Annotated in this window: 13 protein-coding genes; 7 read left to right on the top strand and 6 right to left on the bottom strand. The window is 65.0% G+C overall.

Translation table 11 applies throughout. The features are described from left to right. Positions 1-48: 48 nt before the first annotated feature. The gene (locus tag LB541_RS14110) at positions 49-1,050 is read left to right on the top strand and encodes an NADP-dependent oxidoreductase (protein WP_140649357.1); all 1,002 of its coding nucleotides are present in this window, start codon (positions 49-51) and stop codon (positions 1,048-1,050) included. Between the two features lie 57 nt (positions 1,051-1,107). On the opposite strand, the gene LB541_RS14105 is transcribed toward LB541_RS14110, so the two are convergent. The 3 genes from LB541_RS14105 to LB541_RS14095 form a co-directional block, all read right to left on the bottom strand. Next, entirely contained in the window at positions 1,108-1,764 is a 657-nt protein-coding gene (locus tag LB541_RS14105; protein WP_140499090.1) for a GntR family transcriptional regulator, read from the bottom strand. Between the two features lie 232 nt (positions 1,765-1,996). Then, positions 1,997-3,028 carry a hydroxyacid dehydrogenase gene (locus LB541_RS14100; protein WP_140516167.1) on the bottom strand — a complete coding sequence of 344 codons (1,032 nt, stop codon included), beginning with the start codon at positions 3,026-3,028 and terminating at the stop codon, positions 1,997-1,999. Between the two features lie 320 nt (positions 3,029-3,348). After that, a complete protein-coding gene (locus tag LB541_RS14095; RefSeq protein ID WP_140499085.1) occupies positions 3,349-4,854 on the bottom strand; it encodes a formyl transferase in 1,506 nt (501 codons plus the stop codon). A gap of 265 nt (positions 4,855-5,119) precedes the next feature. Here LB541_RS14095 and LB541_RS14090 point away from each other — a divergent pair, with 265 nt between their 5' ends. Next, positions 5,120-7,252 carry a GumC family protein gene (locus LB541_RS14090; RefSeq protein WP_140499083.1) on the top strand — a complete coding sequence of 711 codons (2,133 nt, stop codon included), beginning with the start codon at positions 5,120-5,122 and terminating at the stop codon, positions 7,250-7,252. A gap of 1 nt (position 7,253) precedes the next feature. Beyond that, positions 7,254-8,624, top strand: a complete 1,371-nt coding sequence (locus tag LB541_RS14085; RefSeq protein WP_224618681.1) for a VpsF family polysaccharide biosynthesis protein — start codon at positions 7,254-7,256, stop codon at positions 8,622-8,624. Positions 8,625-8,735: 111 nt separating this feature from the next. On the opposite strand, the gene LB541_RS14080 is transcribed toward LB541_RS14085, so the two are convergent. Further along, on the bottom strand, positions 8,736-9,626 hold the full coding sequence (locus LB541_RS14080) for a LysR family transcriptional regulator (protein ID WP_224618672.1): 891 nt from the start codon (positions 9,624-9,626) through the stop codon (positions 8,736-8,738). A gap of 103 nt (positions 9,627-9,729) precedes the next feature. Here LB541_RS14080 and LB541_RS14075 point away from each other — a divergent pair, with 103 nt between their 5' ends. Then, a complete protein-coding gene (locus LB541_RS14075) occupies positions 9,730-10,599 on the top strand; it encodes an NmrA/HSCARG family protein (protein WP_224618670.1) in 870 nt (289 codons plus the stop codon). A 32-nt stretch (positions 10,600-10,631) separates the two neighbouring features. On the opposite strand, the gene LB541_RS14070 is transcribed toward LB541_RS14075, so the two are convergent. Next, on the bottom strand, positions 10,632-11,891 hold the full coding sequence (locus tag LB541_RS14070) for a glycoside hydrolase family 5 protein (RefSeq protein WP_224618669.1): 1,260 nt from the start codon (positions 11,889-11,891) through the stop codon (positions 10,632-10,634). Further along, a complete protein-coding gene (locus tag LB541_RS14065; protein WP_224618667.1) occupies positions 11,888-13,048 on the bottom strand; it encodes a DUF1972 domain-containing protein in 1,161 nt (386 codons plus the stop codon). Before LB541_RS14065 ends, LB541_RS14070 begins: the two co-directional genes overlap by 4 nt. Positions 13,049-13,342: 294 nt before the next feature. Between LB541_RS14065 and LB541_RS14060 the strand changes: the two genes are divergently transcribed. The 3 genes from LB541_RS14060 to LB541_RS14050 all read left to right on the top strand — a co-directional run. Then, positions 13,343-14,512 carry a glycosyltransferase gene (locus tag LB541_RS14060; RefSeq protein WP_140674337.1) on the top strand — a complete coding sequence of 390 codons (1,170 nt, stop codon included), beginning with the start codon at positions 13,343-13,345 and terminating at the stop codon, positions 14,510-14,512. Beyond that, positions 14,509-15,810 carry a hypothetical protein gene (locus tag LB541_RS14055; RefSeq protein ID WP_224618665.1) on the top strand — a complete coding sequence of 434 codons (1,302 nt, stop codon included), beginning with the start codon at positions 14,509-14,511 and terminating at the stop codon, positions 15,808-15,810. Before LB541_RS14060 ends, LB541_RS14055 begins: the two co-directional genes overlap by 4 nt. Before the next feature lie 451 nt (positions 15,811-16,261). Further along, positions 16,262-17,274, top strand: a 1,013-nt coding sequence (locus tag LB541_RS14050; protein WP_411969786.1) for a GNAT family N-acetyltransferase, incomplete at its 3' end; no start/stop codon positions are given.

The raw sequence follows: 17,274 nt of genomic DNA, 5'->3' as shown, positions 1-17,274 counted from the left end.
AAGCCCAGCCTGTCCGATATCGGGATTCATTTCAAGAAAGCGAATATGATGAAAGCCTTTGTCGTCGACAAATATCAGAAGAAGGGCGCCCTGCGGCTTGCAGAGATGCCTGAGCCGGAACCGCGCGACAACGATGTCCTGATCGAGGTCCACGCCGCTGGCGTAAACCTTCTCGATTCCAAACTCCGGGACGGGGAGTTCAAACTCATATTGCCTTACCGCCCGCCATTCATCCTTGGCCATGACGTGGCCGGCATCGTCATTCGCGTCGGGTCGAAAGTACGCAAATTCAAGACCGGCGACGAAGTCTATGCGCGGGCGCGCGACGGACGGATCGGGACATTCGCCGAATTCATCGCCGTCGAAGAAGCCGACGTGGCCTTGAAGCCCGACAGTCTCAGCATGGAGGAGGCGGCCTCCATTCCGCTGGTCGGCCTGACCGCTTGGCAGGTGCTCGTCGACAGGGCAGGGCTGAAGAAAGGGCAGAAGGTGTTCATCCAGGCCGGCTCCGGCGGTGTGGGGACATTCGCCATCCAACTGGCAAAACATCTCGGCGCCACGGTTGCGACGACGGCCAGCGCCGCGAGCGCCGATCTGGTGAGACGTCTCGGAGCCGATGTCGTCATCGACTACAAGAAGGAGGACTTCGAGAAGGTCCTGCATGGCTACGACGTCGTCCTGAACAGCCAGGACCCCAAGACGCTCGAGAAATCCCTGCATGTGCTGAAGCCGGGCGGAAAGCTCATCTCCATCTCCGGTCCACCGGATCCCGAATTTGCCAGGGACAAAGGCCTCAACATTGTCCTGAAACTGGTCCTGCGCCTGCTGAGCCGCGGCATACGCCGCAAGGCCAGACGCGCCGGGGTCGGATATTCGTTCCTGTTCATGTGGGCGCAGGGCGATCAATTGAGCAGGATCACGTCGCTCATCCAATCCGGCGTCATACGCCCTGTCATGGATCAGGTATTCCCATTCGAAAAGACCAACGAGGCGCTGGCCTATGTCGAGACGGGGCGCGCCAAGGGCAAGGTGGTCGTGAAGGTGAGATAGAAGGCGCCGGCGCCGCTCGGCCTGTTGTCAGTCTTGCGCCTTTTAGCCAGGGCGGTCTCAGCCGCTCTCGATCTCCTGGAGATAGAACGCCTTGCTGGGCTGCAAATGGTCGACGCAGAGCTGCGCCAGCACCCAATTGTCCCGGCGCTTCAGCGCCTCGATCATCATCGCGTGGTGCTGGCGCGAGATGTCGAGCTTTTCCCTGTCGGCCAGCGAGTTAGCCCGCACCGGCAGGCTGAGGCGCATGTAATGCTCGATCGAGGCCACCAGATAGGCATTGCCGCAGGCCGAGAACATGGTGAGATGGAAACGATCATTGGCCTCGTGGATGCCGCGCAGGTAGCCGCTCTCGACATGGTCGTTATAGATGCGGAGGATCTGCGTCAGCTCTTCGATCAGCGCATCGCTCGCCGGCAGGCGGATCATCAGCGCCGCCTGGCGCTGCAGCATCTCTCGCACCTCGTAGATCTGCCGTACCTCGTCGGGCGACAGCCGCCGCACCATGGCGCCCTTGTTGCGCTCGCGCGTGACGACGCCTAGCCTTTCGAGCTGATAGAGCGCCTGTCGAATGGTATGGCGCGACACCGGGAAGCGGGCGAGCAGCACGTCCTCGACCAGGCGCGCGCCGGGCGCCAGCCTGCCGAAGATGATGTCTTCCTCCAGCGCGTGGACGATATCGGCTTCCTTGCCGCCATAATCGATCGTGTTGAGCATCGCGCTCCGTCGCGTTTTCGACAGCCTCATGGCGAGGGCCGCTCTTGCCGCCTTGCCATGGCGAAAAAAGAGAACCGGACCGCTTGGCCGGCCGGACCGATTGGCCTTGAGCCCGCCAGCTGCGCCATTACCGCCGACGGTCCCTGCCGCTTGCCGAGCCCCCAGATGGGCCGGGCGAGGGTCGTCGCTGGCCATGCTTTTGTCAAGCGACGCGAGGGACGTCGCCGCCCTGTCAGTTCCTGTCCACCGGCTTTGAGCGCATGCGCGAGACCGTTTCGCGCTCGGCGCGCTTGGAGCGCAGCGGCGGCAGGCCGCGGTCGATCAGGTCCATGTCCTCCAGCACCATGTCGCCCATGCGCTTGAAGGCGATGTCGAGCGCCCCGGCGCGGTGGGCCGAGCGCAGGAAGCCGGGCAAGGCGCGCACCGGGTGGTCCCGCGCCAGCGGCTCCTCGGGGAAGACGTCGCTGGCGGCGAGGATGTGGCCGCCCTTCACCGCCGCCATCAAAGCGGGGAAGTCGACCACGCCGGCGCGGCTGAGCAGGATGAAGGCCGCGCCTTTGCGCATCCTGGCGAAGGCGTCGGCGCCGAGGAAGCCCTGGTTCTCGCTGGTCACCGAGGCGACGACGAAGACGAAGTCGCTGGCGGACAGCACCTCGTCCATCGAGGCCGGCTCGACGCCATTGTCGATCAGGATCGACGGCGGCAGCCAGGGATCGAAGACTTTTGTCCTGGTGCGGAAACCCGACAGCAGCCGGTTCAGCGCGCGGCCGAGATCGCCGAAGCCGATGATGCCGACATCGGCGCCTGACAACAGCCGCGCCGTCCGGTTGCCGTCGCCGCCCCACAATTCCTCGCCCTTGCGGAAGGCAAGGTCGGCATCGACGATGCCGCGGGCGAGGTTGAGCGCCATGGCAAGGCCGAGCTCGGCCACCGGCTCGGCGAAGACCAGGCCCGTTGTGACGACATGGATGCCGCGCGCGAACAGCGTTTCATAGGGCATGTTGTCGATGAGGTTGCTCTCGACATTGAAGACGCAGCGCAGCGCCTTCATCTTCTCCAGCGTCTCGGCCGCGATCGGCGGCTGGCCGACGATGTAGCGGGCCTCGGCCAGCACATCGGCCGGCAGTTTCGCCACGCCGTCCGGCGTCGTCTCGACGATGCGATATTTCGCCTTGAAGCGCGCCAGCTGCGGCGGCGTGAAGATGAGGTCGAGCGTGCGCGGTTCGGGCGCGCTGATGACCAGCGGCAGGGCGCTGTCGGACATGGCGAATTCCTCCCGGCGCGATCGTTTTGGCGCCCTTCTGGATGCAATCTATCCCGGATTAAACGACTTACAACATGCATACGGAGGAGGAAAATTTCGCGACAAGAAAGGCGGGATTGCGGCTGGGGCGAGGGGCCGTTCTTGCACAAGGGCCCAAAAAAGGGAAAGGGAATGCGCTTCTGGCGCCGCAACCAACCACCGCTCCATACGTTGATCCATGCCGGACCGATTCCGGCTTACTCCAGAGCCTCACCCCGCCGGCCATGACTGGCGGGGGCTTTTTGCGGGAGGGCCGTATCGACCTTATGCGCAGGCCGTCGTCAGCGCCTGCCGCTCGTTTGCTTCCAGCGCGGCGCGATCGCGGAACCGTCGATGAATTCAAGGCCGCCCGCCTCGTTGAGCGTGTGCAGCTTGCGCCCGCTCCATAACGCGCCAGGCGTCAAGATGGTCTCGACAACCTGGCTCATGCCGTCCAAGTCCAGGTGAACAATGCTTGCGATGCCGAGCGCCGCGCCATAGCTCCTGCGGCAGTCCTGCACGGGGCGCAGCAATTGGCCCTCCCGTTCTACCATGCGGCCCGCCGGTCGCGCCGAGGCGATGTCGATCAGGACGGGGTTTTTGGGGTGCGGCGTCCACGGTCCGCGAAAGTCCGGCGCCGACCACAGATGCAGCGCGTCGGAAAAGGCGCCGCCGCCGTCCCTGACGGTGGCGAACAGCCACCATCGTCCGCCATGCTCGACCAGGGTGGCGTCGCTGGCGACGATGTCTGACAGCAGCGTCGCTTCCTTGACCCAGCCGCCAGGGAAGGCGGTGGCGCGGTAGAGGTCGACCGTGCGGTTGGCGCAGCTCTCCGGCACCATCCAGACTTCGCCGTCGCGCTCGAAGACGAACGGATAGGACAGGTGATAGGGCAGGTCGAGCACCGGTTCCGGGCGGCCGATCGGCCCCGACGGGCCGAACGGCACGGCGGAGATGATGGCCCGGCCCAAACGGTGGATATAGTCCTCGACGAACAGGGTCACCTTGCCCTGATGCAGGATCGGGAACGGGTCGGCGTAGAAGCGGCTGCCGTCGTCGGGCAGCACCTGCCAGCCCGTTGCCGGATGCGCCCGCAGGTCGAGCAGGTCCTGCCCCTGCGTTTGCCGCCAGCCGACCTTCCAGTGCGGGGCGTTGTAGCAGAGATGGTAGATCTTCTGGACGACGCGCCGCGCCAGCGCCTTGCCAGCCCTGACGCCAAGCTTGGCGGCGGACGGCATGGCGGGCGCGGCATTGCCGTGCGCCGGCTCCGGCAGGACGGGGAGAGCGTGCCGCGCCGCGCCGGTCATCGCCGCCAGGATCAGGCTCGCGGTGCGCGCCAGCATATCCTGGAACGAGGCAAGCGCGATGCCGCCATATTCGGTGCCCAAGCGGCCTTCGGCGAGGTACGTACCGTTTTCCTCTATACGGCCAATCGGCGTTCGCCCATCGAGGATCAGCGCCAGCAGGGCAGCTTCGCCCGCGGCGCCATCATAGGTCACGCGCCAGACGCGGGTTCCTTCGCGCTGCACGTCGCCGCAGAGGTCGATCACCAGATCGGGCGCTGCCGGCGGCCGCGCTTGATAGGGCGCCAGCGCCGAAAGCGGCAGGCGTTTCGCCAGCCCGTTCGCGGACAGGCCATGGATGGCCGTTTCCAGCTGAAACAGCGCCGCGGCGCTGGGTGGTATGCCGCCCTCGGCCGGCCCGAGATCGACAGAGACCTCGACATGCGCCAGCGCCGCCAGGCGCTCCAGCAGCGTCAGGTGAAAGGCACGCGGGCATTCGCTGTCCAGGCGCAGGCTCACCTGCATGTCGCATCCTCATCGTTGTGATGTTCGGTATTGGGCCGGTGTTTGGACGCGGGAAACGGCCGGACGGATGAAGTGTTGCCCCATTCCATGTCATTCCCCCGTTGCCCGCGCCGTATCAACACTCGCGCCTCTTCTAGGCAAACTCCGTGCCAAAATTCACAAGAGCTCTCAATATAATTAACAGTGTTTTAACAGTTGGAAGCATAGCTAAGACAAAGCCGCAATTTGATCTTTGCAGGCGCATGGAGTGTTGTCGGAGCGACCCTTGCAATCATCCCTGCTCTCGTTGCCGCAACAATACGCTCCGGAGGCGATGCAATACGCGCCCGAAGCGGTGCCGTTGGCGCCATCCTACCCGGCCTCGACCGTCGAGCTGGGCGACGTGAAGCGCATATTGATGCGCCGCCGTTCCCTCATCTTTGCCATCACCGCGCTGCTGACCCTCGGCGCCCTGCTCTATGGGCTTTTGACGCCGGCGCTCTACAGCTCGGCGGCGGAAATCATCATCGATCCGCAAGACCTGCAGGTGGTCAGCAACGACGTCAATCCGAGCCAGGTGCCGCCCGACGGCGGCATAACCCGTGTGGAAAGCCAGGTCAGCGTCGTCCAGTCGACGGGGGTGCTGCTCAGGGCCATCAAGGCGACCAACCTGACTGAGGATCCTGAATTCAACGGGCAGGGCATGCTGGGACGCTTACTCGGCGGATTGCTGGGTTCGGGGTCGGGCGAAGCCGACAAGACGGCCAAGACACTCGATGCGTTGCGCGCACGCCTGGCGGTGCGGCGAGCGGACAAAGTGCTGGTCATCGAGGTGATCATCACCACCAAGAACGCCGAGAAGTCGGCGATGCTGGCCAATGCGATCGCGCAGGCCTATCTGGCGGATCAGGCGAGCTCACGCGCGCGGATGGCCAAGGACGCTTCGGACGCCATCGCCGCGCGACTGGATGAGCAGCGCAAGCGCGTCCAGCAGGCCGAGAATGCCGTCGAGGCCTACAGGTCCGCCAACAACATGGTGATGGCGGCAGGCAATCTGGTCAGCGACCAGGAACTGACCGAGCTGAATACGCAGCTTTCGGCAGCGCAAAGCCGTACCGCAGCGCTGAAGGCGCAGGTCGACCAGTTGCGCAGGTCGGGCGGGGCGCCGGACGCGACCTCGGAAGCGATGCGCTCCTCGGTGATTTCGAGCCTCAGGGCGCAGGAGGCGACGCTTGTCGACAAGGTATCGCAGTTCGGCACGGAACTTGGGCCACGCCATCCCTCGATGATCGCGGCGCAGCAGCAGCTGCGCGACACGCGTGCGCTGATCGGGCGAGAGCTCGGCCGCATCGGAGCGGCTGCCGAGACCGACTACGAGCGAGCGCTGGCCAACCAGCAGGCGCTGGAGGCCAAGGTCGCCGGCATGAAGACCAAGTCGCTCGATACGGACCAGGCTTCGGTCAAGCTGCGCGAGTTGCAGCGCGATCTCGAGGCCGTTCGCTCCGTCTATGCCAACTATCTGCAGCGTGTGCAGGAGACGCGCGAGCAGATCAACGTCGACAGCACCAATGCGCGGATCATCTCCAGCGCCATGCCGGCCCTGAAGAAGAGCTGGCCGCCGCTGTCGCTGCTTGTCCTGGGCGCGCTCTTCGGCGGCCTGGGGCTCGGCACCGGCCTGGCGCTGATCGCGGAATATTCCTCGCCCACGGTGCTTTCCAGCGCGCAGATGCAATCGGCCATCGACGCGCCGGTGCTTGGCGTGGTGCCGGCAAAATCGGGCAACACCCGTCGCTGGTGGCCTTTCGGCGGCACGGCCGCCGCGGCGAGCCAGAAGACGGACGCGGTTGTGGGGCTGGCGCTGAGGCGCATGTTCTCGTCGGGCCGGCGCCCGCCGGACTGGCCGCTGGTGCCGTCCATACTGGTGACGTCGCCGCCCGAGGACGCCGCGCATCGCGGCAGGGTGGCGCGCTTGCTGGCCAATGCCGCGGCCGCCCGGGGCGGCCGTATCCTGTTCATCGATACCAATGCCGGCGGCGGCCAGAAAGATCAGCAGCCGGGCGTGCTCGACGTGCTGCGCGGCGAATACGGCATCGAGGCGTTGAGCCAGTATACGCCCGGCAGCAATGTCGCGCTTTTGGGCAGGGGCCGGTCAAAGGCCGTCTTCCAGGAAGCGCAGGGCGTCTATTTTGCCCAGCAGATGTTGGCCCAGGCGGGCCGCAACTTCGAACTCGTCGTCATCGATGGCGGCGCGCTGGCCGACAACCTCAATGCCTCGCCGCTGGTAGCGATGGCCGACGAAATCCTGCTCGTCGCCACGCTGAACTCGACGCCGATGCGCGATGTCGCGGCGGCCTCGCAGGCCATTTCCGTCATGGGGCGGTTGCCGACCGGCGCCTTGCTGGTCGACGAGGCGGCCTGACATGGCCGCCGTCCGGCCCGCCAGCCCGGCAGCCGGCTGGGCCGCGCCGGGTCAAGCCGCCGCCGCATCCCGCGCCGGCAATTCCATCGACTGGGTGACCCGCTTCGGCCTGATCGTCGCGGTGGCGGTGCTGTTCGCCGTTTCCGGCGGCATGCTATGGCTGGTGGGCTACAATTACGACGGCCTGCTCGGCAGTCCGGCCACCAAGATCCATCCGTCGACCTATCTCCTGGTGCTGGTGTTTGCCTGGCGTTCATGCACGTTCGGCAATCCGGTCGGCTATATGGCTGCCGTTGCCGACCGGCGGCCGGCCAGCGCGCTGATGGCGGTCATCTCGGTCGTGCTCCTGGTGGTGGTCGTCGTCAGGCATCGCCCGGGCATGGCGGGCATGGTCGATACGTTCGTGACGGCGGCGCTGCTGGTGCTGATGCTGGCCGAGGACGACGACCGGACCTTCGCGCGGCTGCAGACGGTCGTTCACGCGGTGATGTCGGCGAATGCGGTGCTGGCGCTGTTCGAGTTCGCGACCAAGACGCTGGTGTTTCCCTACCGGCTCGACGGCGAGGTGTTCACGGACCTGCGCTCGACCGCGCTTCAGGGCCATCCGCTGGCCAATGCCACGATCACCGCGGTCTATGTGCTGGCGCTGCTCTCCGGCTCACGGTCGCTGTCGATGCCGCTGCGGCTTTCGCTGATCGGCCTGCAAACCGCGGCGCTGGTCGCCTTCGGCGGACGTTCGGCGATGGTGATCACGCTCGCGCTCGGCGGCATCTATCTGCTTTTCAGGGGCGTGGCCTATCTGCGGCATGGACGCGTCAGCCTGCTGGGCGCGGCCCTTGCGGTCCTGCTCGCCACGCTGCTGCCGGTGGCGGTCGCCCTTCTCTTTTCCTATGGCTTCTTCGACGCGCTGCTGGAGCGCTTCGTTTCCGACAGCGGCAGCGCCAATGCCCGCGTCGAAATGTTCGACCTCTTCAAGAATCTGGGGCTGGGCGACCTGATCGTGGGGCCTGATATCGATCTGATCGAAAGCATGCGCCGCATTAACGGCCTGGAACAAGGCATCGAGAACCCGATCATACGCATGGTGCTCTATCAGGGCGCCTTCTTTACCCTGCTGATGCTGTTCGGCTTCGTGCTGTTCATGCACGAGGTGGCACGCCGCTGCCATCCAGGCATCTGGCTGCCCATGCTGGGCTGGCTGATCCTGCTCAACACCTCCGAGACCCTCGCCTCCAAGACGACGCTGTTGACCAAATTCGTGGTGCTGGCGCTGGTGCTGTACCGGCCAGCGCGGGCGGTGGCGCGGCAAAAGACGCAAGCAGCGCGCGTAACTGGAGACGACCCGCGAAGAGGGCTGCCTCTCCACCGCTAGCGGCAGGTTCCCCCGCGTTTCGCCAAGACGCCGGCATGTGACATGGGGCTCAGCCAGGACGCCGGGAAAGCGCTTCTTAAGGCTTTCCACGCCCGAAAGCGGGTGCGGTCGTCACCTGCCAATATAGGCGGCCAGTTCGTCGGGCGTCCCGTTCGGGAAGGCCTGTTTTAGAAAGTCCATGAACGCCGACACTCGCGCGCTGAGTAGCCGTCGAGAGGGGTAGAGCGTCCATAGAGCGATCTCGGGGCCGTCGATCTCCCCCCAACTTACCAGTGTCCCGTCAGCCAGGTCGTGGCTCACCAACGAAATGGGAAGATGTGCCGCACCGACGCCGACCCGCACCGCGTCCCGGACCATGATGAGCGTCGACAAGGCGAGGACCGGCTCGATCCTGATCGTTGACCGGCCACCTTGTGTCTTCACGTGCAATGTCTGCAGATCGCCTGCCCCGCGCGCAACGCCAGGAGCGGCAAGTCCACCGGTCGGGCGAGGAAGGTCGGGGCGAGCCACCACGACCAGACGATCGCGCAGAAACGCCCGTCCGACCAGGCTTTCGTCGGGATCCGGATTGACCCGGATCACCAGGTCATAGCCTTCCTCGATCATGTCCACGGCCCGGTCCTCGGTCGTGACCTCCAGCCTCACCTCCGGATATTTGAGGGCAAACCCCGCGGCGATCCTCCCCATCGCGGTCTGAGAAAAATGCAAAGGCGCGCTGATCCGCAGCCTCCCCTTGGGTCTCTGACCGCCCGAGGCAATCGCCGAAGCGGTCTCGTCGAGTTCGGCGAGCAACGCTCCCGTCCGCTCGAAGAGCGCCCGTCCTTCTTCGGTGAGCTTGAGGTTACGCGCACCCCGTTCAAACAGGCGCAGATCAAGACTGCTTTCCAGTTCGCCAACGCGCCGGGACAGGGTTGCCTTGGGCCGGCCGGTGGCCCTTGCCGCTTTGCCGAAGCCGCCATGACGGGCAACGAGATTGAAATCGGCGAGGGCAAGGAGGTCCATGTGTGTTCCACCAGTGAGACGACGTGTCTAAAATTTCCGCCTGTTGGGCTATTAGTGAGCCACACATATTGGAGCTGTCAAGCAATCCAACAGGAGAAATTTCATGACCATTCTCGTTACCGGCGCCACGGGCAACATTGGCCGCCAAGTCGTCGAACATCTCGTCAAGCGCGACGCAGATGTGCGTGCTCTCGTCCGCGATCCGTCGAAAGCCAACTTCCCGGCAGGCGTCTCCGTCGTGCAAGGCGACTTTCTCGATGTCGATTCGCTGCGGAAAGCCACGTCCGGAGTCTCTACTCTGTTCCTCTTGAACGCCGTGGTACCGGACGAATTCACCCAAGCTTTGGTCGCGCTCAACGTCGCCCGATCTGCCGGCATCGAGCGGATCGTCTATCTGTCTGTGGTCCACGCTGACGTCTATGTGAACGTACCCCATTTCGCGGGCAAGTTCGGCGTCGAGCGGATGATCGAGGAGATGGACTTCAAGGCTACGATCTTGCGCCCGGCCTACTTCATCCAGAACGATCTGATGATCGAAGACGTCATCACCGGCTACGGCACCTACCCAATGCCGATCGGCGCCAAAGGGCTCGCCATGATCGACGTGCGTGATATCGCCGAGATCGCCGCCCTCGAGCTGCTGCGCCGCGAACAGTCTGCGGAGCCGCTTGTGCTCGACCGGATCAACCTCGTCGGCCCGGAGACACTGACCGGGACGGATATCGCCGCAATCTGGTCAGAGGTGCTTGGCCGCCCGATCAACTACGGCGGCGACAATACCGAAGGCTTCGAGCAAAATCTCAAGCAGCTCTTGCCCGCCTGGATGGCCTACGACATGCGCCTGATGGGCGAGCGATTCTTGACCGACGGGATGCTGCCTGAGGCCGGCGACGTCGAGCGCCTGACTGCCTTGCTCGGACGCCCACTGCGCCCATATCGCGACTTCGCCTCGGCGATCGCTGCTTCCGCTTGACGAAAGCAAGGAAACCAACGGGGATAGGCCGTCTAGCCCGGCATCTCCAGCCCAAGCGCCTCGAGCATCGCCGGGTCCACGGCGCGCGTGGTGTCGTCCATCATGCCCATGCCGTCGAAGAGGGCCCAGAAGGCCCAGGCAAAGCCGAACGACTCTGCGCTTTGCCTGACGTCGGCGATGTAGCGGGCGCGGTCGGGATCGGGCGCGGCGACGTAGCGGGCGTCGGTGCGCAGCGCGCCGAACTCGCCCATGATGATGCGTTCGGGCGCGATGTCATGGCTATCCGCCCAATCGCGCGCCTGGCTAAGGTATTTGTCGATGAACCAGCGGCCGGGCTGGGCGTCAAAATAGACCTTCAGCACGCGCTCGGTTTCCGCGTAGGCGGCTTTCTTGTCCGCTTCGGAGGTTTCGGCGTCCTCGGCCATGCGCGCCCGCACCGAAGCCAGCGTCGCCTCGAGCGAACCGGCCGAGGCGGGCCACGGCACGTTGTTGAGCGAACGGTAGACGGGTTCGCTCATCCACGGCGCGCCCTGGTGGCTGAACAGGTAGGGCTCGTAGAAGTGGAAGGTGAACAGGATCGGTTCGAAGGGCGAGAGCGGCGCCGGATCGAGCGCGGTCAGCCCGCTCACCATGGAGCCGCAGCCACCGGTCACGACCAGCGGCAGGGTAACGGACGATGCCCTGGCTTCGGTCAGGAGCGCGAACTGGACCTGCGACCAGACGTTGGACTCGCAGGATTGCTGCGGCTCGTTGACCGGCTCCAGCGCGACCTTGCCGGATGGAAACCGCGCCAGCCGGCCGGCAAGCTCGCCGATCAGCGTCCGATAGAGATCGAAGGCGGGCGCGGCGGTGCTGGAGACCATGCGGTCCGGATTCCAATAGTGGGTCGCGCTATTGGCCTGCACGTTGACGATGATGCCGAGGTCGGCGTCGAGGGCGGCGGTGACGGCCCGATCGAGCATCGCCAGCAAACGGCCGCGCGTGCCGGCATCGCCGGCCAGGAACGGGCCGGGATCGACCGGCAGGCGGATGAAATCGAGACCCGTCGCGCGCAGCCTGCGCAGATCGGCCGCCGTCGGCACCGGCCGCTGCTGGAATGGAGGCCAGTCGTAGTCGGTACGGGGTGCGGGGAATTCGCGCGTCAGCGAAAACCAGGGGAAGGCGTTGACGCCGCGCCGGAAGCGCCATTCGCCGGTGGCGGCCAGGCTGGACGACACGGGAGAAAGCGGCGCGAACAACGCCGCCGTGGACAGCGCCGCTCCGAGAACCCGCCGGCGCGACCACGTCGTCATGCGTGCGAGGGATGGTCGACCGGGATGGCCTCGCCGGCGACGACGCCGAGCAGCCGGAAGGCTTCATTCTCATAGGCCAGCAGCACGTCTTCCCACCGGAAGGCCTCGCGGGCGCGCGCCCTGGCGGCCTCACCGCAACTCTCGACCAGGGCGTCGTCTTCGATGGCCCGATCGATCCGGCCGGCGCAAGCGCCGGTATCGGTGAAATAGAGGGCGGCGGCGCCCGCGGTCCACCTGTTGTAGGGATTGTCGTGGGCGATCACCATGTTGCCGGCCGCCAGCGCCTCGACCAATGACGGGTTGGTGCCGCCGACCGTGTGGCCATGCATATAGGCGCGCGCGTGGTACCGCAGCGCCTTCACGGTCGCCTGGTCATAGATGGCCCCGGGCAGGACCACCGAGCCGTTCGCGGCCTTGCGGATGGCGGCGTGATAGGGGATTTCATCCGAGAGCGTTCCAAGCACCACCAGCTTCATGTCGCGCTTTTTGCTGCAAAAGGCTTCGACGATCGGCAGGATGTTGTTGTCGGGCTCGATGCGCGCGATCGAGATCAGGTACTTTCCAGGTTCGAGCCCGAGCGCCCTGACCGGTGCCTCCGGCGCCGTCGTCACCGGATCGCCGCCATAGGGGATGGTGACGATCGCGCTGCGCGGCCGGCGTGTCGCCAAATGATCGGCGATGACAGGATGATCGGCGACGAGGCGATGCGAGATCCAGGCGCCGATCCATTCGTTGAGCCAGAACCAGCTTCGCGCCGCCAGGCCCCATTTGGGGCGGCGCCATTCGATGCCGTCCATGTTGGTCATGATCTTGCGCCGCATCAGCCTGAGCCAGGTCAGGAAAAGCGCGCCATTGTAACCCAGCACGAGGCACACGCCGGGCCGCCGCACGGCATCGCGCACGCATTGCCAGTCGAATTCCAGCGTCGCGCGCGGACCTTTCGAGGCGACCTGGATGTGGATGAGTTCGATGCCGCGCCAGGTTTCGCTGCGCGCCCTGTGCTCGACACGCTCGACTTCGTCCTGGCAGTAAACGCCGACCCTCCAGCCGCGTCCGGCGAGGAAAAGCGCCAGCTTCTCGGCGAAGGTTTCAAAACCGCCATGGGCCGCGGGTATGCCGCGCGTTCCCAGGATCAGGATGGAGGGCTTTGATGTCATGGCCGACGGGACTTTCCGGAATGTTCATTGCACCAGAACCCACCCTGCGACTTCCAGCCGGGCAAGAGTGGGAGCAACTGTCGCAGAACGTCGTAAAAAATTCTTACCAAACGCCGGAGTTGTTTCATTATCGGTCAACTTTCCGGGCGTATCTGTACCGGAACGAGGCGTTGCCGGGGTTCCTCGGCCTAACCGCCTGGGAAAGCGGACCGGGCATGATCCTTGCTCCTGGACTTCGGCAGCCATCCGCCTCGCGCGATGCTGGATGGGGTATGAACCTGGCGGGATATTAAGATGCGGATTGCCTGCGTTCATCAGGGCTACGAACTCTATGGCTCCGACCGAAGCTTCGCGGAAAGCGTCGCAGCCCTGCGCGCCGCGTTTCCGTCCGCCGACATCGAAGTCGTGCTGCCGCGCAGCGGGCCGATCGTGCAGATCCTCGAACCGCATGCCAGCCGGATCGTCTTCGAGCCGCTCTGGGTGTTGCGGCGCCAAGCCATCCTGCGCCTCGCGACCGTCGAGATGGCGCGCCTGCCGCTGGCCCTATGGCGGGCATGGCGACGTCTGAGGCAATGCGATCTGGTCTATGTCAACACCTCGATCGTGGCCGACTATGCGCTGGCCGCCCGCCTGCTGCCTCACAAGGCTGTCCTGCATATCCACGAGATCCCCGAAGGTTTCATGCGCACGATCCTGGTCGCCTTGATGCGCTGGAGCCATGCCGACCTGATCTTCAATTCACGCGCCACGCGCGCCGCTTTCGGCATTGCCGGACGTTCACGCACGCATGTGGTCTATAATGGCGTTGCGGGCCCGCCGGCGGCCGAGCCGATGCGCTATGACGGCAGCCGGCCGTTGCGGGTACTGCTGCTCGGCCGCATCAACAGGATCAAGGGCCAGGAAGTGCTGCTCGAGGCGGTCGCCTCGATGCCGCCGGAGTTGCGCTCGCGCATCGAAGTGCGGCTGGTGGGCGGCGCTTTCGAAAGCACCGAGCGCGAACTGGCCTTGGCCGAGCTGGTGAACACCATGGGATTGGCCGATCGCGTCAGCGTGCTGCCGTTCATACCGGACCCCTCGCAACACTACCGCTGGGCCGACATCGTCACCGTTCCGTCGCGGCGCCCGGAATCGCTGGGCCGCGTCGCCATCGAGGCGATGGCCTATGGTCGGCCGCCACTGGTATCGGCGATCGGCGGGCTGGTCGAGGTGGTCAGCGACGGGGAGACCGGCTGGCATGTTCCGCCGAACAACGCCGCCGCCCTTGCCGCGAAATTGCAGGCGATCATCCTGCGGCCCGAGGCCTGGCGCGGTTTTATTGCCGCCGGCCGTGCGCGCTACGAGACAGTCTTCAGCGAACCGGTCGCAGCGGCCGCGATCGCGGCGATCGCCGCCGACAAGCTGAAAGTGACGATGGCGAGGCCGGGCAGGCCGGCAACCGCCCGCCAGGCGGAGACCCGGCCGTGAAATTCCCGGTCCATCTGCTGCGACGCCTCGTGCTGATGGTCGGCGGCGAGGCGATGCAGAGCGGCTTTCACTTTGCCCTCAACATCGCGCTGCTGCACATACTGTCGGCGCAAGGTTACGGTCTCTTCGCCATCGGCATGGTGATGGGCGGCGTCGGCCTGTCGTACATCCGCTCGCTCACTGCCGTCCCCGCCTCGATATGGATGGGCAAGAGCACCAACAGTGCCGGCGTCGATGCCCATGACGTGGCCTTCGGAACAGCGGCGCTTGTGGTGTCGCTGCTGATGGCGGTCGGCACGGCGATCCTGATGCATCTGCTGGGCGATCCGAGCGGCATCGCCGCCGGCTGCTTCGTCGGCGCATGGTCGCTGCGCAGCCACATGCGCACGGCACTGTTCGCTCGGCGCCAGCAGGTGATCGTCTCCATCAGCGACGCCGCTTTCACGATTACCGGCATCATCCTGACCGGACTGACCATGTGGTTGGCGAAGGACGCGCTGCAAACCGTGTTTTATGCGCTTGCGGCCGCAAATCTGCTCGGCATCGTCGTCCTGGTTCGGCTGGCGCGCCGCACACCTCGCATCAGCTTCCGCATGCCGACGCGCCGCCGCTATACAAGGCTCTGGCCGCAGCTGCGCTGGTCGGCGTTCAGCGCGACCACCACGAACATCCAGGGTCAATGCCTGGCCCTGCTGGTCGCGGGCATTGCCGGACCCGCCGCTTACGCACCGCTGGCGGCGGTCCTCGTGCTGTTTGCCCCACTGCGCATCATCAGCCTTGCTCTCTTCAACATGACGCAGCCGGAGCTGGCGAAGCTGATGCGCAACAACGAAACAGGTCGTGTCTGGGCGCAAGCGAAGATCTGGTCGCTGGTCATGGGGATCGGTGGCCTCGTCTATGGATGTGCCATCCTATTCGTCCTGCCGATGATAAAATCCCAGGCCCTCCAGGATGCCTCGGTCGGATTCATCGGACTTTTCGTGATCGCGAATTTCATCCCGGTCATGCTTTATGTCATGCCTCGCATCATCCTTGAGATCCTCGGCGATTTCCGGACCGTCGCCTTCATCACGACCGGTGGCGCAGTCGTCGGGCTGGCGCTGATCGCAATCCTGCTGGCAATCGCGCCTCCGCCGTGGTCGCTGTTGGGTTCCGCGGTCTCCGAAATCTTCGTCCTTGCGGCATCATGGTATTTCGCGCGTCACCGCATATGGAACATCGAGCACCCGGACCAACAGCGCGACAGATGGTTGGGCGGGTGGCGGCGGTCGGTCCCGTTCGCCCCGGTAAAACGGTAGCAGAGACCGGTGGCAGGCGAGGCAGTGAGGATGTAACGGACGCACGGCGGGAAGGCCCCGTTTGTCGTCGGCGTGGTCTCACGAATGGCCCCGACGTGGCACGACCGATCGGTGCAATTTCTGAGTGTCCATCAACGCACCGTTCATGCTTTGATGCTAGCGATCGACCTGAGCGCAAGTGCCCAACGTCTCACCGGGCCTCATGGCAGGTCGACGAGCTGGGCACGCGGGCAAAGGTTCGACTAGTTCGGCCATCGGCCGGTAGGCGAAAGCAACGAACATAATGGCGCCAAAGGTCTGGTCCTGACCGAACTTTGCCGTGGTTTACGATGCGGGGGTATCGCAAGCGCTGCCATTGGTCCGCAACCATGGCTTTCGTGCGCTCCAACGCACGGCTGCCCGGAGCGGTCCTGAGTTGGCGGGGTTTACACTGCTTGCGTGGACGATGTTTATGGCCGGCCGGGAGGACAGGAGAAGCATGTGGCAAGCCACGGGAACGGCTCCCAAGACGGATCTATCCGATGGGTTATTGTCCCCGACTGCCGCCAGCGCCGGTACAGCCGCGCGCTTCAAAGCCCGGCTGCACACCAGCCTCGACACTGTAAAGCCGCTCTGGCTGCGATTTCAGGCCGATGGCGTGTGCACCGCGCATCAGCATTATGCGTGGGTCGAGGGGATCGCCAAACGGCTGATGCCCAAAGGCGCGGAACTGCTTGTCGTCGAGGTCAACGACGCCGCCACGGGCGCGCCGGTCATGCTTTTGCCGCTGATGCGGCGCCGGGCGCTGGGCCACTCCGTGATCGAATGGTTGAGCTGCGGCGTCTGCGATTATTCGGCACCGCTGCTGGCGGATGATAGGGCATGGACCAGGCAAGGCGCCGACGCCGCATGGGCGGCAGTCCGCGCCGTGCTGCCACCGGCGGATCGCATCCATATCTTGGGAATCCCGCAACAGATCCAACGAGTCGCCAATCCTCTGGCGCTGCTTTCGGCGGCGCACGATTCTCTCCAGATCACCTCCGGCCTTGTCCTGCACGGCGAACCGGAAACGCTCATCAAGCGCATCTGCAGGCCCTCCTTCGCCAAGAGCTTTCACAAGCATTGCCGCCGCCTCGAAAAGCTCGGTGGCCTGAGCCTGGTCGAGGCCGACACGCCGGCGCTTACGGAAACGCTCTTTGACACGCTCCTTGAACTGCGACTGAAGCGGTTTCGCGAGCTCGGCCGTTTCGACCTCTTGACGCAGGAACCCGTCGTCGACTTCTACCGAGTTGCCGCGCTGCATGGCCTTTCCGACGGCTCGGTGCGCATCTTCGGATTGCGCGGAGGGGAAGCCTGGCTCGCCGTCATCTATGTGCTGGTCAGGAAAGGCACGCTGCATACCCTGTTGCTCGGGATCGACCAGAATGCCGTTGCCCCGCCGGGACTGACGACATTTGGCAAGCTAATGATGTGGGGGGGCGGGCA

This window comes from Mesorhizobium sp. BR1-1-15, from assembly GCF_020165475.1.
Classification (GTDB): Bacteria; Pseudomonadota; Alphaproteobacteria; order Rhizobiales; family Rhizobiaceae; genus Mesorhizobium.
Note: the sequence above shows the minus strand (reverse complement) of the source record. Positions and strands in the feature narration are given on the sequence as shown.